The following is a 25,480-nucleotide window of genomic DNA, read 5'->3' as shown; positions in this document are numbered from 1 at the left end:
TGCGTCCCGGTTCGTCATCACTTTTTGAACAACACCACCATGACCGATCTCTCCGCTTTTGCCATCACCAAAAAATGGCCAGCCAAAAATCCTGACATCCTGCAGCTCTACTCACTGCCCACACCCAACGGCGTGAAGGTCTCCATCTTGCTGGAAGAACTGGGCCAGCCCTACGAGGTACACCGCGTGGCGTTCGACACGCAAGACCAGTTCTCGCCGGAGTTCCTGTCGCTGAGCGTGAACAACAAGATTCCCGCCATACTCGACCCCCATGGCCCGGGCGGCAAGCCGCTGCCGCTGTTTGAATCGGGCGCCATCCTGGTCTACCTGGCCGAGAAGGCCGGCCGCTTCATTCCGGCCGATGCCGCAGGCCGCTACGAGGCGCTGCAGTGGGTGATGTTCCAGATGGGTGGCATTGGCCCGATGTTTGGCCAATTGGGTTTCTTCCACAAGTTTGCCGGCAAGGACTTTGAAGACAAACGCCCACGCGACCGCTACGTGGCCGAGTCCACGCGCCTGCTGGGCGTGCTGGAAAAACACCTCACCGGCCGCCAGTGGATGTTGGGCGACGACTACTCCATTGCCGACATCGCCATCTTCCCGTGGGTGCGCAACCTGGTGGGCTTTTACGGCGCGGCCGAACTGGTGGGCTTTGAAAACTTCCCCCAAGTGAAGCGTGTGCTTGAAGCGTTTGTGGCGCGGCCAGCCGTGGCCAAGGGCTTGACCATTCCGCCAGCCCCCACAGCCTGACCCGTAAACACGGGACACCGTCGCCGGTCTCACCTGTCAATACGCATTGCGGGTGAGGCGCTTCAGGGCTATGCTGCCCTGCGCGCAGCCGGCGTCCTGCGCATCGCCTCTCCAGACGCCGAAACAGCGACGCAAAAGCGTTCACGGAGGGGAAGATGAAGCATCTCATTTTCATGGGCGACAGCGGTCCCGATGTCGAAAAACTGCGCAAAGCCCTGGCCGATGCACTAGGTGCGGATGCGGCCTTGTTCCCCGCCTTGAAGAAAACCAGCGGCCCGGTGGACGAAGCCTTTGACGCCGCCATACGCCGCTGGCAAGGCGGCGTGGGCATCATTGCCGATGGCATCGTCGGACCTTATGGGCAAAACCTGCTGGGGCTCACAGCGCCGGCGCCCATGGCATTCACCCCGCCGTTGAACGTGGGCAACGTAAGCCAACTGTTCCCGGCCACCAAGTCGGCCAACATCGCGCGCTACCTGCCCTATGTGATGGCCGCCCTCGGCTCGGCAGGCATAGCCGACCAGGCCATGGTGCTGGGCGCCTTGGGCACCATACGTGCCGAGACAGAAGGTTTTGTGCCCATCTCGGAATTCCAGTCGCGCTTCAACACACCACCGCAAGGCCCGGCGTTCAGTCTGTATGACCACCGGGGCGACATAGGCAACAAGGCTGCGGGTGACGGTGCGCGTTTTCGCGGGCGCGGCTTTGTGCAACTGACCGGGCGCTCCAACTACCGCACCTACGGCCAGCGCATCGACTACCCGCTGGAAAACGACCCGGACCGCGCCAACGCCCCAGAAGTCGCAGCCGTGCTGCTGGCACAGTTTCTGGCCGACAAGGCGACCAAGTTCCGCGCCGCACTGGCCGCAGGTGACCTGCGTGCAGCACGCCGTTTAGTGAACGGTGGTTCGCATGGCCTGGTGAGTTTCTCGGACGTGTTTGAGCGCGCCGAGGACATCTGGGGCCCGGTGGCCCCCACCATCACGGCAGCCGGCAAGGCCGGTGCGGCCAAGCCCCGAAAAGCGCCCAAGGCCACCAAGGCCACGGCCGCCCCGGTGCGCGCCATGCGCACCCGCAAAGATGCCGCCGACCTGCGTGACCGGGCCTTCCAACCCGCGGCTTTTTCGCTGCCTGAAGAGCATCCGCCGCAAATCCATGTCGGCAGGTTTTTGCCCGCTTACAGTGCTGCAGGATTGGTGCTAGACCAGGGCAGCGAAGGCGCCTGCACCGGTTTTGGCCTGGCCTGCGTGATCAACTACATGCGCTGGGTGCGCGCACAAAACCCGGCGAAGATGGAATCGGTCAGCCCGCGCATGCTCTACACCCTGGCGCGCCGCCACGACGAATACGACGGCGAAAACTACGACGGGTCCAGTTGCCGTGGCGCCATCAAGGGCTGGTTCAATAACGGCGTGTGCCTGGAGACCGACTGGCCCTACACCCCAGACAACACACAGGCCGCCAAATACGGCTTTGCCGAACGTGCCGCGCAAAACACCCTGGGCGTGTATTACCGCATAGACACCAAATCGATCACCGACCTGCAGGCCGCCATCGCCCAGCATGCGGCGATTTATGTATCGGCCTTCACACACGACGGCTGGGGCAATGTGGCCAGCAAGCCGATCACGGCCAAGGCGGCCAAAACCACCAAGGGCAAAAAGACCAGCACCGCCACGGTAAGCCACGCCACGCTGCCTGAAATCATTTTCGACGGCCGCCCCTCGCAAAGCGGCGGCCACGCGTTTGCCATCGTCGGCTTCAACACGCGTGGCTTCATCGTGCAGAACTCTTGGGGCCCCGACTGGGGCCAGGGCGGTTTTGCGGTCTTGAGCTACCTGGACTGGCTGGCCAACGGCATGGACGCCTGGGTGGTCGCCATGGGGGTTCCCGGTGTGGTGGCTGGCCGGCTGGCCGTGGTGCAGGGGCCAGATGGCGGGTCCGCGGGCATTGGCTCTGACCGCAGCAAGTGGTGGGACCAGGGCCTGGCCTACCAGCACAGTGTGGTGCTGGGCAACGATGGCCGCGTGAGCCGCTACCTCACCGAAGACGAGCAGCCGCGCAAGCTGCAAAAGCAGGTCTACGCCCTGCCCGATGCCTGGTTCCGCAGCCAGAAAAGTGCCACCAAACGCCTGGTGCTGTATGTACACGGCGGGCTCAACAGCGAAGAGGCGGCCATCAAACGCGTCAGCGCCATGGGGCGGTTCTTTATCGGCAACGGTTGTTATCCGCTGTTCCTGGTGTGGAAAACCGGCGTGCTCGAATCTCTTGGCGGCATTCTTGCGGATGCGTTCCGGCGCCAGCCCGCTGCCGCAGCAGGCGCTGGCGAATGGTTCACTGAAAAGACCGACCTGCTGGTCGAGAAGTCCATAGGCCGGCCTCTGGCGCGCCCCATCTGGAGCGAAATGAAAGAAAACGCCTGCCTGGCCTATGCGCCGCGCCGTGGCGGCGATCTGCTGCTCGACGCCTTGCAGGCCTTGGCAGGCACCTGGGGCAACAAGTTTGAATTGCACTTGATCGGGCATTCGGCCGGAGCGATTGCACTCGGCCATCTGCTCGGGGCGCTGCAGAAACGCGCGACGGCCGGGCAAGACGGCGGGCTGAACGCGCGTGTCGTGTCCACCCACCTCTACGCCCCGGCCTGTAGCGTGGCCTTTGCCAACACTCACTACGCCAGCAACGAAGAGGTGATGAAACGTCTACACCTCGATGTGCTGGCGGACACTGTGGAACGCGACGACACCGTGGCCTCGGTCTACCGCAAGTCGCTCCTTTATCTGGTGGCCAATGCTCTGGAGACCGATCTGCACACCCCCATCCTCGGCCTGGCACGCGTTTTTGAGCCCAACGATGCGGGCTGGGATGGCTCGTCCGACACCAACGAAACCTTGGCCACCTGGCGCGCCGCAGCGGCCAATGTGCAACTGGCAGAACGCACCACCCAGGTCACCAGCAGCGCCATCACCACGGCCATCGGTGCCGACCAAAAGCCGGTACAGCAACCCGCCGCCCACGGCAGTTTCGACAACGACATCACGGTGCTGACCCGCACCCTGGAGCGCATCACTGGCGGGCCGCTGAGCATGCCGATCGACGACTTGCGCGGCTACTAGACCGCGCCGGCGGCCAGCCGTGGTATCGTTAAATTTTCAAGAAGAATAGCCGGCTCACGCACTTTTCATCGGCGTGAGCCGCTATCTTTTTCAATATTCTGTAAAACGATCGATGACCACCGCTGCCAGCGTTTTCGTGACCCACCCGGCCAACCGGCTAGACCAATACTTTGGCGCCAAAGCCACCCAAGCCCTGCGCAATGTGGCGGAGGTGCGCTTCAACCCTTATGAGCGCGACCTCTCGGCCGAGGAACTGGTGCAGCTCGCGTGCGACTGCGAGTTCATCATTGCCTACCGCCAAACCGCAGCCGATGCCGCGCTGTTTGCCGCCCTGCCTAAGCTGCTGGCCATGTTGCGCTGCGCGGTCGACATCCGCACCATCAACGTGCCGGCTGCGAGCGCCCACGGTGTGCTGATCACCCAGGCCAGCGCGGGTTTTATGGCGTCGGTGTCGGAGTGGATCTTTGGCGCCTTGATCGACCTGTGCCGCAACATCGGCGGCGCCAGCGGCGAGTATCACGCGGGCCTGACTCCCGTGCCACGCATGGGCCGCGAGCTGCGCGGCGCCACGCTTGGGCTCATAGGTTATGGCCAGATCAGCCGCTACAGCGCCAAGCTGGCACATGCATTTGGCATGCAGGTCTTGGTGACCGACCCCTATGCCGATCTCTCAGCCGAGCCCGGCATCACCGCCTGCAGCTTGCCCCAACTGCTGCAGCAGGCCGACCACGTGGTCTGCCTGGCTCCGGCCAATAGCGACACCGAAAACCTGATGAATACACAAGCCTTCGCCCAGATGCGCCAGGGCGCCACCTTCATCAACGCCTCGCGTGGCAACCTGGTGGATGAGACTGCGCTGCTGGCCGCGCTCGACAGCGGCCAACTGAGCGGCTGCGCCCTAGACGTAGGCCGCGCCCCCGACCAGATGCCCTCGCCCGCGCTGGCGCGCCACCCGCTGGTCGTCGCCACGCCGCACATTGGCGGCCTCACGCCCCCGGCCATAGAACACCAGGCCATAGAAACCGCGACCCAGGTTCAAGCCCTGCTGCGCGGCGAAATGCCCTTAGGCGCCGTGAACGCCGCAGATGCCAAACGCCTGGCCGCATGGCGCAAAGGCTTGCCATCATGACCACACCGCCCCTGGCCTGCGACTGCCATATCCACATCTTCGAAGATGGCCACCCGCTGGCCGCCAGCGCCAGCTTTCAACCGCCCCACGCCCCGGTGAGTGCCTACCGGCGCGTGCAACAAGCATTGGGCCTGCAACGCGCCGTGGTGGTGCAGCCCACCGGCTACGGCAACGACCACGACGTGTTGTTGAGGGCTTTGGAGCAATTCGGCGAACACGCACGCGGCGTGGTGGTGCTCACGCCCGAGCAACAAACCGAAGAGCAATTAAAAGCCTTGCAGCAACGCGGCGTGCGCGGCATCCGCTACATGCTGCTGGCGCCCGGCCAGTTGGGCTGGGACACGCTGGAGGCCACTGCCGCACGCATCGCGCCACTGGGCTGGCACATCAACCTGCAACTCGATGGCCGCACACTCCCCGAACATCTGGCCGTGTTGCAGCGCCTGCCGTGCCGTCTGGTGATAGACCACACAGGCAAATTCCTCGAGCCCGTGGGCATGGAGCACCCAGGCTTCCAGGCACTGCTGCAACTGCTGGAGGCTGGCAACTGTTGGGTCAAACTGTCGGCGCCATACGAAACCTCCAAGACCGGCGCCCCTGATTACGCCGATGTTTCGCTGCTCGCCCGCACGCTGGCGCAGCGCTTCCCCGAGCGCTGCCTCTGGGCCAGCAACTGGCCGCACCCGAATCGCCAGCCGCTGCCATCAGATACGGCGCTGCTGGGCTTGCTGCAAAACTGGGCGGCATCCGCCGAGGTGCGCGAGAAGATTCTGCTCAGCAATCCGGCGGAAATTTATGGGTTTGCGCGCTGAGATCAGCGCGCCACGATATCGCCTTTAATCACTGCAAGAGCTTCGTCTTTTGCGGCCTGGTCAATCCTCCAGCGCCGCAAGCAAGGCATTCAAGGTGGCGCCGATAGGCTGCGCCACCTTCAGCGACAGCAGCGCATCGGCCCGTGTGCGCCCAAGGTTCACGGCGGCGATGGGCTTGCCCGCTTCATGCGCGGCCAGCACAAAACGAAAGCCCGAATAAACCATCAGCGACGAGCCGACCACCAGCACCGCGTCGGCGCGATCAAGTGCTGCCATGGCTTGTGCCACACGTTCGCGCGGCACACTTTCGCCGAAGAACACCACGTCCGGCTTTAACAAGCCTGTGCCACACACGGGACAAGGGGGAATGTCGAAGTCGCTGAAGTCCTGCCCTTCCAGATCGGCATCACCATCGGGTGCGGCGCGTGCGCTGAGAGCCGCCCAATGGGGGTTGCGGCGCATCAGCTCCTGCTGCAATTCGGCGCGTGGCAGCCGCGCTTCACAGGCCATGCAGCGCACGCTGTCGATGCGGCCATGCAGATCTATGCTGCGTTGGCTGCCCGCGGCGTTGTGCAGGCCGTCGACGTTTTGCGTCAGCAGCAGTTCCACACGGCCCGCCGCTTCCAGCCTGGCCAGCGCAAGGTGCGCGGCGCTGGGCTGAGCCTGGCCGATCACGCGCCAACCAATGAGGCTGCGCGCCCAGTAACGTTGGCGCACCGCCTGCTCCCCCATGAAGGCTTGGTAGGTTACCGGCGACGGTCGCTTCCAATCACCATTGGCGTCGCGGTAGTCGGGTATGCCGGAGTCGGTGCTGCAGCCCGCGCCGGTGAGCACCAGCAGGCGCGGATGGCGTTGAGCGAAGGTGATCAGTTCAAGCGGCGCGGCGACCTCAGGTGTGGCCGTGAATGGTGTATGGGAGGTGATGTGGGGCAATGTGGCTGCCATAGGGCTAAAGCATACGGCCCCTGGCACTTGTGTGCAGGCGCCAGCGCCGAAGGCTGAACGATTTCAGCAGACGCTCAGTGTCAACTCTTCGGCTGCATACATCTTCAGCGCCGGCAACTCGGCCACCAAGGCCCCCATGCGTTTGATGAAATCGCGCGAAGCCGGCTGGGCAAAGTGCGCCATCAAGGCTTCTTTGCTGCTCCAGCGCTCCACAAACACCAGGCGCAGCGGGTTGTCGGTGTCATGGTGCAGTTCGTTGGCCAGGCAGCCGGGTTCGGTACGCACGCGGTAAACGTGGGTCTTGCACAAGGCCAGCAACGCAGCGGCGTGCTGGGGTTTGGCAACAATGGAGCCGTGGACGACGATCATGGTGACGATCTCCCTTCCCTCCGGCTTGCTGACGGGCGCTGTGCGTCGTCTCTCTCGACATCGTTGGGGCTACAAATTCGCTAGCACGCACCGCACATTCAACGCCACTCATACAAGTCTGAGGCTTCCACTTTTCCACACTTCAGAGGCGGCTGCAAGCCTTAGTGGCGGAATGTAGACGCGTGGTTTCCCCAGTCACCACAGGGCACGGTAGTGCGCCACGATGCTGGGTGTTTCACACGCTACAACAGGGGCGACAACAACCTGGCGGAAGCCACCCCCAGGCGCGGCCAAAATGGCAGGCGCCTATGGAGCTGCACCTCAGTGGCGTGGGTTGAATCTTCGTGAAACTGTGCGGCCAACGGTTTCGCAAGGGCGGGCCCGAACACCACGGCCATGACTTCAAAGTTGAGCCTGAAGCTGCGGTTGTCGAAATTGGCCGTGCCCAGCATGGCGCAGTGTTCGTCCACCAAAAGCGTCTTGGAATGCAGCATGCGGGCCTCGTATTCCCAGATCTTCACTCCGGCTTCTATCAATTTGTCGTAGTAGGAGCGTGCGGCGGCGGTCACGAGCCGGCTGTCGCTCATACGCGGCACCATCAAGCGCACATCCACGCCGCGCAAGGCGGCATTGGTGAGCGCCATCAGCGCCGACTCGCTGGGCACAAAATACGGCGTGGTCAGCCAAGCACGTTGGGTGGCGATGTTGATGGCCGCCACGTGCATGCGGTGAATCGCCTCGTGTTCGGAGTCGGGGCCGCTGGTGACGATTTGCACCGGGATGTTGCCGGGCTTGAGCGGTGGCAGCAACTGCTCCACCGCCTGGCCCAGCACTTCGGCGTTTTGCCCGGTGCTGTAGAACCAATCTTCGAGAAACACCGTTTGCAGCCAGCGCACGGCGCAACCTTCTATGCGCAGGTGCACGTCGTGGTAGGCATCGTCGCGGGTGCGCGGGTCTTCTTCGTCGGTGATGTTCACGCCGCCGGTAAAACCCACGCGGCCATCACAGACCACAATTTTGCGGTGGGTGCGGAAATTGGTCACCGGGCGCCAGCGGCGGCCAATGCGGCTTTCATGAAAGAACGCGACATCCGCACCCGCGGCAACCAGTGGCGCCAGGAATTTCTTGCCCACGCGCTTGGAGCCCAGCGCATCGACCAGCAGGCGCACCTGCACACCCGCCTGCGCCTTGCCCACCAGCAGGTCACGCAAGGCCGTGCCGATCTTGTCGGGCTCGTAGATGTAGTACTCCAGATGCACGTGATGGCGCGCCGCACGAATGGCCTCGAAGATGGCGTCATAGGTGCGGTCGCCGCCTGAGAGCAGCAACACGTCGTCGGCACTCGAAACCGGAATGCCCGAGGTCGCCGCGCCCAGCGTGACCAACTGCAGCAGTTCCTGCGGCGCCTCCTGCTCGACGTCGCGCAGGCGCGCCATGTCCTGCATGGCCTGTGAAGAAGCCTGGCCGCGCAAGCGGCGCATGCGTTGTTTTTCCAGGCGCTGGGGGCCAAAGTAGTAATACACCACAAAGCCGAAGACCGGCATCAGCAGCAAGGAAAGAATCCAGCTGAGCGTAGACACCGGCGCGCGCTGTTGCAACACCACCCAGACAATCAGCACAAGCATCTGGAGACTCCAGAGCAAGCTCAGCAGCGACAGCCACTCGGCACTCAAAGAAGGGATGATCAAGATGTGGTTTGCCTCGGTTTGAGAAAAATCGCCCCGCAGAGCAGCTTGCATACGCGGCAGAAGCTATCAAGCTTATAGCAAACGAATGACAATGATCAAGCGGTTAAAGGCGTTGCCGCCAGCGCGCGTCGGTGCATGCGAAAGAAATTCCAGATCAACTGGCTGGCATCCGGACCGGGCGCCGCGTTGAACGGCAGGCTTGCATCGCCGCCACTCCAGGCATGGTCCAGCCCTTCGATGCGGCACACGCGCACCAGGGCCTTGCGGCTCCTGCCGTAGTCCTTCACCTCATAGGCGTGGCGTGGTGCGCGGCCCGTGGGCCGGGCTTCAAAGGACTGTTCAGCCAGCGGTGCGGCCGATGGGTCAACCTTGTTGAGCCAGCAGAACTGCTGCGTCAACTGGCCGAGGTTGATGGCCCGCACCACCTTGTCGTCTTGGCCGTGCAGGATGATGGCCGGCATGCCGGGAAAATCGGCACGTGTCGCCATCTCGCGCACAGCCTCCGACAAACTGTGGCTGGAGCCATGCTGCATGGCCGAAAACGCACCCAAGCGTGAATCCACCGTGCCGTACACCGGACTCGAATGCAGTCCCACCGCAGCCACATATTCGGGGTAACGCAGCGCAATGATGTTGGCCAATGCCGCTCCGGCCGACATGCCGGCCAGGTAGATGCGGCTGCGGTCTATAGGTTGGCCGGCCAGCACCTTGCGCACCGCGCCGACCACCCAGGGCACTTCGCCGCCGCCGGCCTGTGTCGCACGCTGATGCCAGTGCCAGCAGCGGTTACGGTCAATCGAGATGGATTGTTGCGGGTACAGCACCGCAAACCCTTCACGCTGGGCCAAGGCATTCATGCGTGTACCCTGCGCAAACGCCACCGCATCCTGAGTGCAGCCATGCAGCATCACCACCAGGGGCATTGGCGCCTGGGCCTGGGCCAGCGGGCGATCCGGCAGAAACAGCCAGTAGTCCATGCGGCGTGGCACACCGCTGCCGCCCTCGGCACGGGCCTGGTAGTAGGAACGCATCCAGCGTCCGGAGCCAGCCAGAGCCGCCGGACGCGTGGCCACACGCGCTGGGCGAGTTGGCGCCACCGGGCGAATACGTTTGGCCTTGGACTTGGCAACGGGAGTGGGCAGCGACGCCGAGGCCGCAGCCTTGGCAACAGACTTGGCCACGGCTGTGGCCGTACGCAACATCGGCGGGGCGAACAGACTTTGCAGCAGCCTGCGCCCCTGGCGTTGCTGGGCCTTGTTGATCTTTGTGAAGCTTTTCAGCCACAAACTGCTGAGGCTTTTGGTCATGAGCCTCAGTTTAGTCTTAAATGCTGCACTGCAGCATTTAACCAGCCTGGATTAACCCCAAGCCTGCGTTTGTCAAGCTTTTGGTCGCGGCTGAGGTAGACGGTGCCAAGACGGTGCTGACGATTTAATCCGCTTCCGGTGCAATCATTTCGGCATAGTCGTACAACGTGCCCAGAATTTCCTCGCCGCGTTCGTCCGCCTGCGCGCCGAGTTCATCGATTTCGGCAAACAGTTGGTCTATGGTGCGCACCCCGCCCTCACCATCAAACAAACAGGCCACACGATGCTCCAGCCAGCGTTGCTGCTCCACATCGTTCAGCGTGTCAGCAAAGTTGCGCGCGCGGTAACGAAACAACAACTCTTCCAAACGCGGGTCGTCAAAACTGCTGCGCGCCTCGGCCAGTTGCTGCGGCGACAAACTGCGCAGGTGGTCGAGCCGGCGGCGGTCGTCGCGGCCGATGAAACCGCCATAAAGGTCCTGGTCAATGTCGGTCACAGGCTTGTCTGCGCTCTCGGAACGCTGAAACACTTCGGGCCAGATGGCACTCATGTCCGGCAATTGCGCGGCCATGGCAGCGTGCTGCAGTTGCGCCGCCACATCCACGCCCCACTTTGCCGCCATGGCCGGTGTGAGTGTGTTGAGGTTGCCAATCACCATCGGTGATTTATTGAGGTGTATGGTCTTGATCGGCAGGCGCTCTACCCCTTGGGCCAAGGCCTCGCGTTTGCTGAACAGCCGCTCGCGTATGGCGGCCGCGCCGAGTTCGCCCAGTTCACCTGGGTCGTGTGCCAGATCCCAGGCAATCAGTTCGTTGCGGTTGCTCGGGTGCATGGCCAGTGGCCACATCAGCGCCAGGCAACCGCGCTCCACCCCGAACATGCCGGAGATGTGCAGAAACGGCCGCGCCTCGGGCTGGGTGGTGGGCAAGCGCAGTTCCGCGGCCACACGCTCCTTCTTGTGCAGCCCCAAGCAGAAGTCGAACAGGCGCGGCTGCGTTTGTTTGATCAGCCGGGCCAACGCAATCGTCGCCCGCACGTCAGACAAGGCATCGTGTGCGGTTTCGTGCACCAAGCCGTTGGCCGCACTCAAATGCTCCAGCCGGAAGCTGGTGCCGCCCTCGGCGCGCGTCGGCCAGGTGATGCCGTCGGGCCGCAGGGCATGGGCCGTGCGCACCACATCCAGCAGATCCCAGCGGCCACAATGGTTTTGCCATTCACGCGCGTAGGGGTCGACGAGGTTGCGCCACAACATGAAGCGTGTGATCTCGTCATCAAAGCGTATGGTGTTGTAGCCCACCCCAATGGTGCCCGGGGCGCCCAAGGCGTCGTTGATGCGTGCAGCAAACTCGAACTCGGGCACACCTTTTTCAAGGCACAGCTGCGGCGTGATGCCGGTGATCAGGCATGACTGCGGATCCGGCAGGTAATCTGGCGCGGGCTGGCAATACAGCATGATGGGCTCGCCGATTTCACGCAGCTCAGCATCGGTGCGAATGGCGGCAAACTGTGCCGGCCGGTCCATGCGCACACGCGCGCCAAAAGTCTCGTAATCGTGCCAGAGGAAGGTGGTGGCGGGTTGATCCACAGCAGCTTGGGCTTTCTTTAATATTTCAAGCGCGCCCCAGCGCCTTGTCGACACCGCGGTTGGCCAGCATGTCGGCGCGTTCATTGCCCGGGTCTCCCGCATGGCCCTTGACCCAGCGCCAGTCGATCTTGTGGCCTTTGCCCGTCACCAGCGCATCCAGTTGCTGCCACAGGTCGACGTTTTTCACCGGTTCCTTGGAGGCGGTTTTCCAGCCGCGCGCCTTCCAGCCGGGCAACCATTCGGTGATGCCCTTGAGTACGTATTGGCTGTCCAGAAACAAACGCACGCTGCAGGGCTGCTTGAGCGCCGCCAGCCCCTGGATCACCGCCATCATTTCCATGCGGTTGTTGGTGGTGCCCAGCTCGCCGCCAAACAGTTCTTTCTCCAGCGTGCCCCATTTCAGGAACACACCCCAGCCACCAGGGCCTGGATTGCCCTTGCAGGCGCCGTCGGTGTAGATCACAACTTCGTTCAAAACCATCTTCCTCAAAACTAAACTCAAAAAACTAGCTACGCGGGCCACTATGCACACTGTGGCTGCCGCGGTTGGCCACCGGCACCGGGGCATTCGCGCCGACCTTGGCCGGCTTCCAGTTCGTGCCCAGCAAACGCATGCCGCGCACCCGCTTCACCGCTACCACGCAATACACCGCGCCGAAAATCGGCCACCAGCGCGCGCCGGCCTGGTCCATCCATTCAAAACGACGCAGCCAGTTCTCGCTCGCCACCGATGGCCGGTAACAACCAAACTGGCTGGATTCGACCTCGAAGCTCAGCAGCCGCAGCCAGTCGCGCAGCCGCCAGTAGCCGATCATGTCTTCCACCCCCGGCAGATAGGCCTCGCCGAAACCCATGCGTTTGTATATCCGCTCACGGCGCCGGGAAAACCCCCAGAGGCTGGCCGGGTTGAAGCCACAGATCACCACCCGCCCTTCGGGTACCAGCACACGCTCCACCTCGCGCAGCGTGCCATGCGGATCGGCGCCCAACTCCAGGCTGTGCGGCAGCAGCACCAAATCCAGGCTGCCCTCGGCGAATGGCAAGGCACCAAAGTCCGTCAGCAAAACCACACCCGGCGTCATGCCCGGGCCACCCTCCGTAGCGGGGCGCGGAAAGCGGTCACCGGCCACCCAGCGGTGCGGCATGCGGTTGTTACGCAGGCCCGGCAAATCGGGCAAACCCAGCTGCAGCGCGTGATAGCCAAACACGTCGGCCACCACGCTATCCAACTGCTGGCACTCCCAATCCAGCAAATAGCGGCCGGGCGGGGTTTTGAACCAATCCTGCAAACCTATAATTTCACCGCTCATGAACTTACTTCCGCTACCCGCCTTCACGGACAACTACATTTGGCTTTTGCATGATGGCCGCCAGGCATTGGTGGTCGATCCGGGCGAGTCTGGGCCGGTGTTTGAGGCTCTGCAACACCTGGGACTGCAGCTTGCAGCCATTCTAGTCACCCACCACCATGCGGACCATGTCGGCGGTGTTGATGCGCTGCGCGATGCCACCGGTGCAACAGTGTACGGTCCAGCACGCGAAAAAATCCCCGCGCCGCTGCAAGCTTTGTCTGATGGCGAGCAGATCGAAGTGCTGGGTATCAAGTTTGCCGTGATGGAAGTGCCGGGCCACACAGCCGGGCATATTGCATACTACGCGGCGCAAGCCTGGGCCAATGGCCAAGGCGCGCCTATCCTGTTCTGTGGCGACACCTTGTTCTCCGGTGGCTGCGGCCGGCTGTTTGAAGGCACGCCGGCCCAAATGCTGGCCTCATTGCAGTCGTTCGCCCGCTTACCCGACGAAACCCGCGTATGCTGCGCCCACGAATACACCCTGAGCAACCTGAAGTTCGCCGCTGCCGTGGAGCCGGCCAATAGCGAACTCGCCCGTTACACCGCCTGGTGTGTGGCGCAACGCGAACGGCGGGAACCAACCCTGCCCTCCAGCATCGGACAGGAAAAACAAGTGAACCCCTTTATGCGCACAGCCGAGGCAACAGTCCGCAGTGCAGCCCTGGCATTTGATGCCGGCGCACTGTCCGAAGCCGCTGCGCTGGGTGCCTTGCGCACCTGGAAAAACCAATTCAAATGAAATTTCACCACCTGGCGGCCTGGGCCGCTATTCTCGTCCTGAGCGGTTGCGCCAATATGGCGCCCACCAAGGGCCCCGACGCCAGCAGCACCAGCCCACCCGCCAACACACCAGCCGTGCAACCGCACGTGGCGGTGTACCCGTCTGGCCAGCTACGCCCGATCTCCGCAGCCGAAGCCAGCTCGCGCGGTGTGGCGCAACTCACGCCACCCGCCGATTTGTGGGAACGCATTCGGCGTGGTTATGCCATGCCTAACCTGGAAAGCGACTTGGTGATAGACCGCGAACAGTGGTACGCCACCCGCCCCGATTACATGCTGCGCATGACCGAGCGTTCCAGGAAGTACCTGTTCCACATCGTTGAAGAACTGGAACGGCGCAACATGCCAACCGAGTTGGCGCTGCTGCCTTATATCGAGAGTGCGTTCAACCCGCAGGCCGTGTCCAGTGCCAAGGCCGCCGGCATGTGGCAGTTCATGCCGGCCACGGGCAATTATTTTGAACTGAAACAAAACATCTTTCGCGATGACCGGCGCGACGTGTTGGCCTCGACCCGCGCCGCACTCGACTACCTGCAAAAACTCTACGGCATGTTTGGCGACTGGCAGTTGGCGCTGGCCGCCTACAACTGGGGCGAAGGCAGCGTGAGCCGGGCGATTGCGCGCAACCAGAAACTCGGGCTGGGCACCAGCTACGCCGAGCTCAACATGCCAGCCGAGACCCGCTTGTATGTGCCCAAGCTGCAGGCCGTGAAAAACATCGTGGCGAATCCGGACCTGTTCAATGCCGAACTTCCGCTGATCGAAAACCACCCCTACTTCCAGTCGGTGGACATCTCGCGCGACATCGACGTGGAGCTGGCCGCCAAGCTGGCCAACGTGGAACTCAGCGACTTCAAGGCGCTGAACCCTTCGGCCCATAAACTGGTGATTCTGGCCTCGGGCACACCGCAGATCTTGCTGCCCTGGGACAGCGCCAACGTCTTCAGGCGGAATCTGGAGGCCTATAACCAAGGCCAGTACGCCAGTTGGACCGCCTGGACCGTGCCCGTCACCATGAGTGTCAGCGCAGCCGCCAAGCAAGTGGGCATGAACGAGGCCGACCTGCGCAGCCTCAACAACATTCCGCCGCGCATGTTGATCAAGGCCGGCTCGTCGTTGATCGTGCCGCGCTCGGCAACCAATGGGCAGGATGTGGCCGAACACGTGGCCGACACGGCCCATCTGAGTCTGGCACCGGAGATCGTCACCCGCAAAACCACCGTCAAGGCGGGCAAACGCGACAGTGTCGCCAGCATCGCCGCCCGCTACCGCGTCAGTGCGGCCAACGTGGCCGACTGGAACGATGTCAAAGCCAACGCCAGTTTCCGCGCGGGTGAGTCTGTGGTGGTCTACCTGCCGGTCACGGTCAAATCGGCCAGCGCTTCACGCTCTAGCAATGCGGCCTCGAACAAGGTGCAAAAAAGCCCGCGCAACGCTGGCAAGGTTGCCGTAGCGCCGCGAAAAAAGAAGTAACGCCAGGCCGAATACCGTTGGCGCGGTGGGTCTACAAGGTTTCGCTGACGGCAGCGCGCGGCTGCCAGCGCATCAGCCGGCGCTCGGCCAGGCCCACCAAGGCGTCCAGCACCAGGGCACAAACCGTCAACACCACAATGCCGGCAAACACGGTGTTGACGTCAAACGTGCCCTCGGCCTGCAGGATGAGATAACCCACGCCCCGCGCCGAACCCAGGTATTCACCCACCACCGCCCCCACAAAGGCCAAACCCACCGAGGTGTGTAGGCTGGAGAACACCCAACTCATGGCACTTGGCAAATACACCGTGCGCAGCAACTGGCGCGGGTTGGCGCCCAACATACGCGCATTTGCCAACACCACAGGGCTGACTTCGCGCACACCCTGGTAGACGTTGAAAAACACCACAAAAAACACCAGCGTCACGGCCAGTGCGACCTTGCTCCACACACCCAGGCCGAACCAGAGTGCAAAGATGGGTGCCAGAATCACGCGCGGCATGGCATTCGCCGCCTTGATATAGGGCGCCAGAATCGCACTGGCCGTGGGCGCCAGGGCCAGCCACAAACCACAGGCCAAGCCCCCCACAGTGCCAATGCCGAAGGCCAGCACCGTCTCCAGCAGAGTGGTGGCCAGATGTTTGTAAATGTCGGCGCGGCCCGCCAGCCCTTCTGGAAACAGCCCACCGGGCGGCCAGGCCCACGGCAAGAACCACGACCAGATCCGCCCCGCGACCTGCAAAGGCTCACCCAGAAAGAAGGCGATTTTCTGGTCGCGTGACAGCAGTTGCCAAACCGCCAAGCCGAAAACCAGCAATGCCAACTGCCACAGGCGCATGTTCTTGCTGGAGGGCTTGAGCGTGTTCCAGACCATTGGGCTAAGCCAGCTTGCGGAGTTGCTGCGTATACCCCTTGAGCACTTCGTCGCGCAGCACCGCCCAGATACGGGCATGCAAGTCGACGAATTCGGGCAACATGCGCACCTCGGCCACATCGCGTGGACGCGGCAGATCAACCTTGAAGTCGCCTATGGGGCGGGTCGCCGGCCCGGCAGACAGCACCACCACCCGGTCGCTCAAGGCAATGGCCTCTTCCAGGTCGTGTGTGATGAACAGCACGGCTTTCCTGCGCGCCGCCCAGATGCCGAGCAACTCGTTTTCCATCAACTGCCGGGTCTGCACGTCGAGTGCGCTGAAGGGCTCGTCCATCAGCAGGATGTCGGGGTCCACGGCCAGCACCTGCGCCAGCGCCGTACGTTTGCGCATGCCACCCGAGAGTTGATGCGGAAAGTGCGCCGTGAACGCCCCCAATCCGACACGGTTGAGCCAATCCAGCGCCTGCTGCCGCGCCTGCGCGTCCGGCACACCCCGGTACTGCAGGCCGAGCAGCACGTTGTCCAGCGTGGTGCGCCAAGGCATCAGCGCTTCGCTCTGGAACATATAGCCCGCCCGGCGGTTGATGCCTTGCAGCGGCGCACCCATCACACGCACCTCGCCGGTGGTCGGCAACAGCAATCCAGCAGCCAGGTTGAGCAAGGTGGATTTGCCACAACCCGTGGGCCCCACCACCGAGACAAATTCGCCGGCGGCAATGTGCAGCGTGGTATCGGCGATTGCGGTATAGCGGCCGCGCTCGCGGTCTTTCTCGCCCCCCTCTTGCGGTGCAAAAGTGCAACTGACATTCAGCAGTTCCAGCGCCAATGCATCCAGCGGCAAACAAGCGCCAGAACCCCGATCGGGTGTGAATGCTGCCTCAGGCCTGGAATTTCTCTTTTGCACGCAGCGCGAATTCGTTGGTGTAGGTTTTGTTCAAGGCGATTTTGTCGGGCTTCACCGTGGGGTCAAAACTGGCCAATGCCTTCAACGCCGTCACAGTCCCTTGCTCGGGAAGGACACCGTCCAGCGAAATCGCCTCACGGATCTTGGCAAACGATGCCAAGTACAGCGCCCGGTCGCCCAGCAGGTACGACTCCGGCACGGTTTTGATAATGTCACTCGGCCCGGCGGTTTGCAACCACTTCAAGCCGCGCACGATGGCATTGGTCAAGGCCTGCACCGTTTTCGGGTTCTTGGCCACAAACTCGGCCGGTGCATACAGGCAACCGGCCGGCATCGTGCCGCCGAACACTTCTTGTGTGCCTTTGAGCGTGCGCGTGTCGCAGACGATGCGCACGTCGCCCTTTTGCTCCAGCATGGTCATCACGGGGTCGGTGTTACACATCGCGTCAATCTGGCCCGAGCGCAAGGCGGCCAAGGCGCCGGCCGAAGTTCCCACGCCCACAAACGCCACGTCGCTGGGCTTGACACCTGCGCGCGACAACACCAGATTGGCCACCATATTGGTCGATGAGCCGGGTGCCGAAACACCGATTTTCTTGCCCGCCAGGTCGGTCAGCTTCTGGTAGCCGGGCATGGTTTTGTTGGAGATGCCCAGCGCAATTTGTGGTGCCCGGCCTTGCAGCACAAAGGCCTGAAAAAACTGGTTCTTGCTCTGCAGGTTGATGGTGTGTTCATAAGCGCCGGAACACACATCGGCCGAGCCCCCCACCACCGCCTGCAATGCCCTGGCACCACCCGCGAAGTCACTGATTTCAAGCTCCAGGCCTTCCGTCTTGAAGTAACCCAGTTGCTCGGAAATCGTCAATGGCAGGTAATAGAAAGCCGCCTTGCCGCCCACAGCCAAGGCAATCTGCGGCTTTTCCACCCCAGCTTGCGCCAGCACTGCGGGCACGGCCACCATGCCGGACACGGCGCTGGCAGCCAGGACATTGAATCGGCGACGGCTCACAAGAGGTTTGTCCATGGTGGTGCTCGCAGAGTCCAAGGAATAAGGTTCCATGACCCAGCTTACGTGCAGCCACCACAGCGTCGTATCCGGATCATCCCGGGCAGGGGCTGCGCCTATTGACCCAGCCAAACGCTCTGGCAGCGCGGCTGGCGTGTGACTTGAGCCGGCTAACGCCGGTCCACAAAAGCGTGGGCGATGGTGCCCAGGTCAACGTACTCCAGCTCGCTGCCGACGGGTACGCCACGCGCCAGGCGGGTCACGTGCACACCGCGGTTTTTCAGGCCTTCGCTGATGACGTGGGCCGTCGCTTCACCTTCAGCGGTGAAGTTTGTGGCCAGAATGACTTCTTGCACCACACCATTGCTCGCACGTTCGAACAGTTTTTGCAAACCAATGTCTTTGGGGCCAATGCCGTCCAATGGGCTCAACTTGCCCATCAACACAAAATACAGGCCACGGTAAGCGGCGGTGCGCTCTACCGCCGATTGGTCGGCCGGGGTTTCGATCACACACAGCTTGCTGGGATCGCGCGTGGCGTCACTGCAGGTTTCGCAAATGCTGCTCTCGGTGAAGGTGTGGCACTGCTCGCAATGCTGCACTTGCAAGACCGCCTGCTCCAGTGCGCGCGACAGCAGTTGCGCCCCGTCGCGGTCATGCTGCAGCAAATGAAAGGCCATGCGCTGCGCGGACTTGATGCCCACGCCGGGCAGGCGGCGCAGGTTCTGGATCAAAGCGCTCAGCGCATTGTTGTCGGCCATTCCGGGCTAAAGCTGCAAACGCGGATCAGAACGGGAACTTCATGCCACCAGGCAGGCCTGGCATGCCGGCGGTCAACTTGCCCATTTTCTCCTGGCTGGTTTCTTCGGCTTTGCGCACGGCGGCATTGAAGGCGGCCGCCACCAGGTCTTCCAGCATGTCTTTGTCTTCACCCAGCAGGCTGGGGTCTATGGTGATGCGTTTGACGTCGTGTTTGCAGGTCATCAACACCTTCACCAGGCCAGCGCCCGATTCACCCGTGACTTCGATGAAGGCCAGTTCGTCCTGCGCCTTTTTCAGGTTGTCTTGCATGGCCTGGGCTTGTTTCATCAGACCGGCGAGTTGTCCCTTGTTGAACATGTTGTTTCCTCAGATAGGTTTAGGTTGAATGGGGTGAATTGTTTACAGCGGCTTGATGCTGCCTGGAACGATTTTCGCCCCAAAGTCCCGCATCATCGTCTGCACGAAGGGGTCTTCGCGCAAGATCTCCTCGGCCACACGCAGCCGCTCCTGTGCGGCGGCGGCGTTGCGGCGCGCGGGGGTATCGGTCAACAGGCCGACTTCAAAGTTCAGCGCACTGGCCGCGGGCGAACCATCTGCCGGAGGCGACGCCATCAAAGCAGCGCGCAAACGCTCGCGGCAACTCGGCTGCATCAAGGATTCGCGCTCCACCCGCAGTTGCCATTCGCCACCGTTGCGCGCCAGCAGTTGCGACTGCAGGGCAAGTTCGCGCGTCATGGCGCTGATGGCTTCGGCGGCAATCAATTGCTGTACCGTGGCATGCCAAAAATCGCCCTCGGGGGTAGCCACAAAGTCCTTGGCCTGCGGCCGTGCGCCCGGCGCCACATCGACGCGAGGGCGCAAACGTTCGCTGGACTCGGATTGCTCGCGTACCGGCATCGCCAGCATTTGTGAGGTGTGGGGAGCGGGCACGGGCGCGGCCAAGGCGGGGTCTTCGTCAGGAATATCTTCCCAAGGCGGCACTTCGGAGCGGCTGGGAGCGGCGGCGATTGGCGTGACAGGCGCCGCGACGGCCGGTGCGGGAACCGGGGGCCGCGCCGCCACAACGACCGCAGGCGGCTGCACTGTCGGCGGCTCAGCCACAGGCGCAGCGGACTGAATCGGTGTTGCCGCGACGGGTGGTGACACCGGTCCGGCATTCACCGGCACGGCTTCCGGGCGAACCACTGATGGCGCCGGCGCCTGAGAAACAGCCCTTTCAGGCCGGTTCAGAGTTTTTTTTTCCCCGGGGGCCTGGCCCAGCGCGTTGGGTTTAAAAGCCAACAAGCGCAGCAGCGCCATGGTCAACGCTGCGTACTCGTCAGGCGCCAGACCCAGCTCGGCGCGGCCGTGCAGGCAGATCGAATACAGCAACTGCGTTTCGTCTGCGGGCATGGCTTCGGCCAGCGCGGCGATTTCACCCGCATCGGGGTCGTCTGCGGGCGCGGGTGCGGCCTGCGCACCCACCGCCTGCTGCACCGCCATGCGCTGCAGCACCATGCTCATCTCTTCCAGCGTGGAAGCGGCATTCAAACCGTTTTGCCGCAACGTGTTGACGGTTTCCACAACCGCTTGGCCATCGCCCTGTGCCAGCGCAGCAATCAAGCGAAACACATAGGTGTTGTCCACGCTGCCCAACATCTGGCGCACCTGCGCCTCCTGCAGCTTGCCGCCACCAAAGGCAATGGCTTGATCGGTCAGCGACAAGGCGTCCCGCATGGAGCCACGAGCCGCACGCGACAACAAGGCCAGCGAAGGCCCATCGGCCTCGACACTTTCTTTGGCCAGCACGCCGCGCAAGTGCGACAGCACGGTTTCAGGGGCCATGGGCCGCAAATTGAACTGCAGGCAGCGCGAAAGCACGGTCACCGGCACTTTTTGCGGATCGGTGGTGGCCAGCACGAACTTCAGGTATTCGGGCGGTTCTTCCAGCGTCTTCAGCATGGCGTTGAACGCCGTGTTGGTCAGCATGTGCACTTCGTCGATCATGAAGACCTTGAAACGCCCTTGCACCGGTTTATAAACCGCTTGCTCCAGCAGCGACTGCACTTCGTCCACACCACGGTTGGAAGCTGCATCCAGCTCGGTGTAATCGACAAACCGGCCGCTATCGATGTCCTGGCACGCCTGGCACACACCACAAGGCTCAGCCGTGATACCGCCCGTTCCATCCAGGCCCTGGCAGTTGAGCGACTTGGCAAGAATCCGCGACACCGTGGTCTTGCCCACACCACGGGTGCCGGTAAACATATAGGCGTGGTGCAGACGCTGGGTGGTCAACGCATTGCCAAGCGCCTGGACAACGTGCTCCTGACCAACCATTTCGGAGAAATTGCGGGGACGGTACTTGCGGGCGAGCACGAGATAAGACATCCTCTGATTCTACGGTGGCCCTCACCCGCTCCCGCCCATCGATTCCAAACTAGTGTTAATTCCCCTGCTAGCCGGTCAACTGGCTTTTCATCCACTACAATTGCAATCGACGGGCCTTCCCGCATGGTAAAGCGGCCAACCGGGTCAGGTGGGGAACCAAGCAGCCCTAACTGTGGAGCCAGTGCCGGGGTCAAGGCTCGTCAACTTCTTCTAAAACCCATCCAGCCTCAAGCGCTCATCAACGGCCTTGCAAACTGGATGTGTACATCTCAGGCCAGCCTTTAATGCCGGCCTCCCCATTTTCTGGCTAGCGCCCTCAAGTCGTTCATCGGTCCTGGCTGGGAGATGGCCCCATGTAAGCCGCCTTCTGCGCATACGAGGCCACGGGGGGCAGCCAAAGTTCTATCACCCCCGGGTTGGCCTGTAGCCGGCTGGGCAGGCCACGGATCCAGGGTGGATCGGCCTCGCCGCCCGACTGTTGCGCCCAGGGCGGGCCCACCAGCTTGGCCAGCGCACCTGCGCAAGCGGTACTGCCAGGGTCGTGCACCACGAATGTTGCCTTGGGCCAAGGCACGGCGCGGCGCTGCTGGCGCAACTCGGCACTGCGCACCACGTTTTCAATCGGTGCTACCTGCAGCACATTGCCAGCCTGCTTGAGATAGGCCTCACGTAAAGCCGTGGCGGCCTGGCGCGAGGCTTCGTCATAAACCTGCAGATAGACCGTGGTGTAAGCGCCGCCCGCGCGGGCGCAGAGCTCGGCGATACCGCGCCCGGCTCCTGCGGCAGGCGGGGCTGCGACGCCGCTGCCCACCCCCAGCGCACTGCCGCCGGTCGCCACCGCCTGCCCCATCTTGGACGGCGCTTGTGCCCCCGCAGATGCACCGGCCACGCCGCCCACACTGCCTGCCCCCCCACCCATACCACCAGGAAGACCGGCCACCTGCACCCCGGGCGCCTCGGTCCAGGCCAGCGGAATGGGCACATAGGCCGCAACGCTCTGCCACACCTTGGCGCCCGCACGCGCCTGCTCCAGCCGCGTGGCCGAGGGGTTCCAGTAGCTGAAAGAGGTGGAACTCTTGATATTTTTCTTGCCCACTACCGTGCAGAGGTCGCGTTGCATGCGCTGATGGCCGGCGGCACAGACGGCATCGTCGCGTGCTGCTTTTTTGCATTCATCCGCCACACGATCGGCCATGCGGTCCAGGCCCTCGCGCTCCAGGGCGGACAAGGAACTGCCGCCCCGCAAGGTGAACAAGGTGGCGGCGGTGGTTACCGTGTGCTCGGGTATCTTCGGGCAGGCACCGTCGAGTTCCTGCAAGCGCAGAGAAAAATCGGTGAACAGTTTGCGCGCCTCGTTTTGTTCGTCCGTTTGACTGCGCTGCACCTGGTCCTGCACCTGCCACAACGACAGCAGCAGCGTGCCCGAGGCCCCCAGGCCGAGGGTGGTGCCAATCGCCGTGGCGCGCGCACCGCGACGCCAAAAGGGTTCGGTGCGCGGTGCCTCCAGCGTTTTCAAGCCGCTGAGCCGGGCGACGGCGTGCATATCGTGCTGCGCCGGGGCCAGCCAGCCCGGCAGGCGGCTGAGCCAGTCGTTACTCAAGACACGGCCAAAATCCTCGCCCAGGCGGTGGTAGCTTTCCCACTGAGCTTCGTCGAAGGACTGGTCACCGGTCGATTCGTGTGGAAAGCTCTGGTGCTTCTGCGCATAGGCCAGCAGATCGACATCCAGCGCGTCGTGCAGGTTCGGCTTGACGACAAGCAGGGTTCCCTCGGGGCGGTAGGCTGGGCCGGGTCGACCATCCGCGCCCATGGGCCCTGGGCGCTCGCGGTACCGAATGCGCGCAATCATCACGCCGCGGCAGGAATGGTTGTCGGCCATGTCCTCAGGCGAAAGCACCGTGAGGTCCGGCGACTCCGTGGCGAATAGTCGCGCCGCCTCGTGCTGGTTGTAGAAGTCGATCTCGGCGCCGAAATCGATGCGCGCCTTGCGCACCAGATTCTCCAGATCCGCAAACTCGTAGCGGGCATCACAGCTTGCGTCCGACAGGATGATGAAATCGAGTTCGCGCTTGAGCAGCGGATAAACGCCGGTGTTCTCAAAATGCCCGCCATCCGACAAATACCACCAGGGCCGGTCCAGCCCAAAGAAGGTGGCCGAGGCTTCGCTGCTGAGCATCAGCGGCTTGGGCCAGCAGCGCCAAGCCAGGTGACTGAGCCAGCGCAGTGCGGCGCGCTCACGCGGCGCGCGCATCCAGTAGCCCAGCCGCACGCCCAAAAAATACACCAGCAAAGCCAGCCCACGCGCGGTATACGAGCCGGCACCGGGCGAAGCGGCGGCCCCGGACACCGCCACCCAGCGGCCCAGTGTGCCCGCGTCGTAGTCATCAGCCAGCGCCATGAACTCACGCGGGCCGATCTCGAAGCCGCGCCAGGTGGCGGTCACGGCCGTGCCTTTGCGGTCAGCGTTGTACAGGCCACTCTGGTCGTCGCGGGTCTGGTTCAGGCAGGTATTGATGAGATGAATCGGGCCGCCTGCGGCTTCGGGGCGGTAGTGGGCCAACCGTGTGTCGTCGCCCTCAACCACGGTGGTCACATCGGTCTTGCGCGGGTGTTCCGGGTCTATGCTGCGCTGCGGATTGCCCACGGCCAGATAGGCGCGCGTAAGGCGCGCACGGTAAAAGCTGTGCAGCGACGAGGTGTTGGCCATTTGGGCATTGCCGCCGGTGGTCAGCATCCAGCCAGCCCAAGCCAATGCCAGCAAGCTCGCGCGCATCCAGGCGGGCACGTCGCGCAGGCCGACAAAGGGATCGGGCGCAAAAACAAACCACTGCAGCACCACGGTCCACGCCGTCACCAGCGCCAACAAACCAATGATGCTGCCGATGTTGAGCAAACGCGGCAACCATTCCACCGCGCGACGCGTGGTGTCGGCCGCGATCTGCTGCAGCGGCTGCATCAACGCGCGCAGCAGCACCAGGCCAATGCTGCCCACGCCCACACCGCGCCAGAGCCAGACGTTGTTGTCGGTGAGGAACTCCTCCAGAATCCACCAGCTCAGCAGATCGAGCGCCCCCAGGCCCACCAGCGCCAACGCGGCCAGCATGACCCAGCGCAACGCACGCGTGAGCCCGTTGCGCACACGCGCCACGTTCAGCGCATAAGACTCACGCGTCACGCCCATCCACAGCATCACGCCCAGTTGCCCGGCCACCACCGACGTCAGGCCACAACACGCCACCAGCGACCAATTCATGCCATGCCGCACCGGGTCCAGGCCATCGCCCTCCCCCAGCGTGCCCCACAGAATCCAGGCCACCACGGCCAGCACCAGCAGCAGGAAACCGCTCTTCAACGGCCGCAAGATACGCCTCAACGCATCGCTGCGCTCGGGTGCATCACGTGCGGTCCAGTAACCGACGATCAGCCCCGGCGACAGCAGCACCCAGACCCAGGCCGCCAAAGTCCACCAGGGGCTGAACCAACGCGACCAGCCCAGAGGATCGAGCAATTGATAGCTGTGCTGCCACAAGTGCGGTGCGATCACCAGCAAGCCCAGCAGCATGCAGGCAAACATGAACTCGACATGAATCGCCAACCAGGCGCGCAGATAGGTGACAACTGCGATGCCGGTGTCGCGCGAGCCCGATGGCGTGAGGTAACGGCCATTGCGGCGCAGCCATTCGAGCACCACCGAGCCGCTGGAGGCCATCAACTCCTGGGCGCGCGCCATGCCCACACGCTGCATCAAGCGGCCATACATGGCGCCGACGTAGCCGCCGCCGGACACCGTGGACAAATAGTCGACACGTTCTAGCGGGCCTGGGTCGGTTGTTGTCGCGGATACGGTCGGCAGCCCGGTCAGCAGATCAACCGTAGGTTCAGGGAGGGATGGCGCAGCCTGCGCCCCACCCGCCGGCCGGCCGCTTTGGGCCAGCCCACGCATCAGTCCCAGCGCGAAGGTTGCGCTGCGCACGCCGCCACCCGAAAGGGCCAGGCCCACACGCGGCAGCGACTGGACTCGCGCCATAGACTCGGCCGAGGAAGCCCCCAGCAGGGCACGGCGCTCTTGCAAAGCCGCATTTTCCGCTTGGGCCAGCGCGGCCAAATGGTCAGTGAGTGGCGGTGTTGGCGGCTGCGCCAACGAAGGCGGCGTTGGTGAAGAAGACGCTGGGGGCTCCACAGGCGGCATGCTGCATCCTTGGTTGCGCCTGGGTTGCGGCACGGGCCGCATTGATTCACACCACAGAGCTCTTCACCAAGG

20 protein-coding genes and 1 other RNA gene are annotated in these 25,480 nt (G+C 63.2%); 7 read left to right on the top strand and 14 right to left on the bottom strand.

Annotated features, from left to right (window positions below):
• Window positions 1-39: 39 nt before the first annotated feature.
• From ACFQ95_RS04870 to ACFQ95_RS04855, 4 genes are all read left to right on the top strand, one after another.
• Window positions 40-750: a glutathione binding-like protein gene (locus ACFQ95_RS04870; RefSeq protein ID WP_422829690.1), complete on the top strand. Its 711-nt coding sequence runs from the start codon at window positions 40-42 to the stop codon at window positions 748-750.
• Between the two features lie 155 nt (window positions 751-905).
• Window positions 906-3,863, top strand: coding sequence for a C1 family peptidase (locus ACFQ95_RS04865; protein ID WP_422829689.1), 2,958 nt, complete (start codon window positions 906-908; stop codon window positions 3,861-3,863).
• Between the two features lie 112 nt (window positions 3,864-3,975).
• The gene (locus ACFQ95_RS04860) at window positions 3,976-4,992 is read left to right on the top strand and encodes an NAD(P)-dependent oxidoreductase (protein WP_422829688.1); all 1,017 of its coding nucleotides are present in this window, start codon (window positions 3,976-3,978) and stop codon (window positions 4,990-4,992) included.
• Complete coding sequence (locus tag ACFQ95_RS04855; RefSeq protein ID WP_422829687.1) at window positions 4,989-5,804, top strand: amidohydrolase family protein; 816 nt, start codon at window positions 4,989-4,991, stop codon at window positions 5,802-5,804. The genes ACFQ95_RS04860 and ACFQ95_RS04855 overlap by 4 nt, the downstream gene beginning before the upstream one ends.
• 60 nt (window positions 5,805-5,864) lie before the next feature.
• On the opposite strand, the gene ACFQ95_RS04850 is transcribed toward ACFQ95_RS04855, so the two are convergent.
• From ACFQ95_RS04850 to ACFQ95_RS04820, 7 genes are all read right to left on the bottom strand, one after another.
• Window positions 5,865-6,749 carry an NAD-dependent protein deacetylase gene (locus tag ACFQ95_RS04850; protein WP_422829686.1) on the bottom strand — a complete coding sequence of 295 codons (885 nt, stop codon included), beginning with the start codon at window positions 6,747-6,749 and terminating at the stop codon, window positions 5,865-5,867.
• A gap of 63 nt (window positions 6,750-6,812) precedes the next feature.
• Window positions 6,813-7,118, bottom strand: coding sequence for a putative quinol monooxygenase (locus tag ACFQ95_RS04845; RefSeq protein ID WP_422829685.1), 306 nt, complete (start codon window positions 7,116-7,118; stop codon window positions 6,813-6,815).
• Between the two features lie 242 nt (window positions 7,119-7,360).
• Window positions 7,361-8,806 (bottom strand): cardiolipin synthase, encoded by a 1,446-nt coding sequence (cls, locus tag ACFQ95_RS04840; protein ID WP_422829684.1) that lies wholly within the window; start codon window positions 8,804-8,806, stop codon window positions 7,361-7,363.
• Window positions 8,807-8,901: 95 nt separating this feature from the next.
• Entirely contained in the window at window positions 8,902-10,113 is a 1,212-nt protein-coding gene (locus tag ACFQ95_RS04835; protein WP_422829683.1) for an alpha/beta hydrolase family esterase, read from the bottom strand.
• Between the two features lie 124 nt (window positions 10,114-10,237).
• Complete coding sequence (gene sbcB, locus ACFQ95_RS04830; RefSeq protein ID WP_422829682.1) at window positions 10,238-11,698, bottom strand: exodeoxyribonuclease I; 1,461 nt, start codon at window positions 11,696-11,698, stop codon at window positions 10,238-10,240.
• A gap of 25 nt (window positions 11,699-11,723) precedes the next feature.
• The gene (gene rnhA, locus ACFQ95_RS04825; protein ID WP_422829681.1) at window positions 11,724-12,173 is read right to left on the bottom strand and encodes a ribonuclease HI; all 450 of its coding nucleotides are present in this window, start codon (window positions 12,171-12,173) and stop codon (window positions 11,724-11,726) included.
• 31 nt (window positions 12,174-12,204) lie between these two features.
• The gene (locus tag ACFQ95_RS04820; RefSeq protein ID WP_422829680.1) at window positions 12,205-13,008 is read right to left on the bottom strand and encodes a class I SAM-dependent methyltransferase; all 804 of its coding nucleotides are present in this window, start codon (window positions 13,006-13,008) and stop codon (window positions 12,205-12,207) included.
• On the opposite strand from ACFQ95_RS04820, the gene gloB reads away from it, so the two are divergent.
• Both gloB and ACFQ95_RS04810 read left to right on the top strand, forming a co-directional pair.
• Window positions 13,007-13,789, top strand: a complete 783-nt coding sequence (gene gloB, locus ACFQ95_RS04815) for a hydroxyacylglutathione hydrolase (protein ID WP_422829679.1) — start codon at window positions 13,007-13,009, stop codon at window positions 13,787-13,789. The two genes, ACFQ95_RS04820 and gloB, sit on opposite strands and share 2 nt — an antisense overlap.
• Window positions 13,786-15,303 (top strand): transglycosylase SLT domain-containing protein, encoded by a 1,518-nt coding sequence (locus ACFQ95_RS04810; protein WP_422829678.1) that lies wholly within the window; start codon window positions 13,786-13,788, stop codon window positions 15,301-15,303. The genes gloB and ACFQ95_RS04810 overlap by 4 nt, the downstream gene beginning before the upstream one ends.
• A 31-nt stretch (window positions 15,304-15,334) precedes the next feature.
• Here ACFQ95_RS04810 and ACFQ95_RS04805 read toward each other — a convergent pair whose 3' ends face one another.
• From ACFQ95_RS04805 to dnaX, 6 genes are all read right to left on the bottom strand, one after another.
• Window positions 15,335-16,177: an ABC transporter permease gene (locus ACFQ95_RS04805; protein ID WP_422829677.1), complete on the bottom strand. Its 843-nt coding sequence runs from the start codon at window positions 16,175-16,177 to the stop codon at window positions 15,335-15,337.
• Window positions 16,178-16,181: 4 nt separating this feature from the next.
• Window positions 16,182-17,012 carry an ABC transporter ATP-binding protein gene (locus ACFQ95_RS04800; RefSeq protein WP_422829841.1) on the bottom strand — a complete coding sequence of 277 codons (831 nt, stop codon included), beginning with the start codon at window positions 17,010-17,012 and terminating at the stop codon, window positions 16,182-16,184.
• A gap of 43 nt (window positions 17,013-17,055) precedes the next feature.
• Window positions 17,056-18,042 (bottom strand): ABC transporter substrate-binding protein, encoded by a 987-nt coding sequence (locus tag ACFQ95_RS04795; RefSeq protein ID WP_422829840.1) that lies wholly within the window; start codon window positions 18,040-18,042, stop codon window positions 17,056-17,058.
• 215 nt (window positions 18,043-18,257) lie between these two features.
• Window positions 18,258-18,848: a recombination mediator RecR gene (gene recR, locus ACFQ95_RS04790; protein WP_422829676.1), complete on the bottom strand. Its 591-nt coding sequence runs from the start codon at window positions 18,846-18,848 to the stop codon at window positions 18,258-18,260.
• Between the two features lie 25 nt (window positions 18,849-18,873).
• Entirely contained in the window at window positions 18,874-19,206 is a 333-nt protein-coding gene (locus tag ACFQ95_RS04785; protein ID WP_422829675.1) for a YbaB/EbfC family nucleoid-associated protein, read from the bottom strand.
• A 42-nt stretch (window positions 19,207-19,248) separates the two neighbouring features.
• Complete coding sequence (gene dnaX, locus ACFQ95_RS04780; protein WP_422829674.1) at window positions 19,249-21,219, bottom strand: DNA polymerase III subunit gamma/tau; 1,971 nt, start codon at window positions 21,217-21,219, stop codon at window positions 19,249-19,251.
• 108 nt (window positions 21,220-21,327) lie between these two features.
• Between dnaX and ffs the strand changes: the two genes are divergently transcribed.
• Window positions 21,328-21,424, top strand: an RNA gene (gene ffs, locus ACFQ95_RS04775) — signal recognition particle sRNA small type.
• Window positions 21,425-21,544: 120 nt separating this feature from the next.
• On the opposite strand, the gene ACFQ95_RS04770 is transcribed toward ffs, so the two are convergent.
• Entirely contained in the window at window positions 21,545-25,408 is a 3,864-nt protein-coding gene (locus tag ACFQ95_RS04770; protein WP_422829673.1) for a hypothetical protein, read from the bottom strand.
• Between the last annotated feature and the right edge of the window lie 72 nt (window positions 25,409-25,480).

This window comes from Variovorax sp. HJSM1_2, from assembly GCF_049316285.1.
Lineage (GTDB): Bacteria > Pseudomonadota > Gammaproteobacteria > Burkholderiales > Burkholderiaceae_C > Rhodoferax_B.
The sequence above is the reverse complement of the archived record's forward strand: the minus strand, read 5'-3'. Positions and strand labels throughout refer to the sequence as shown.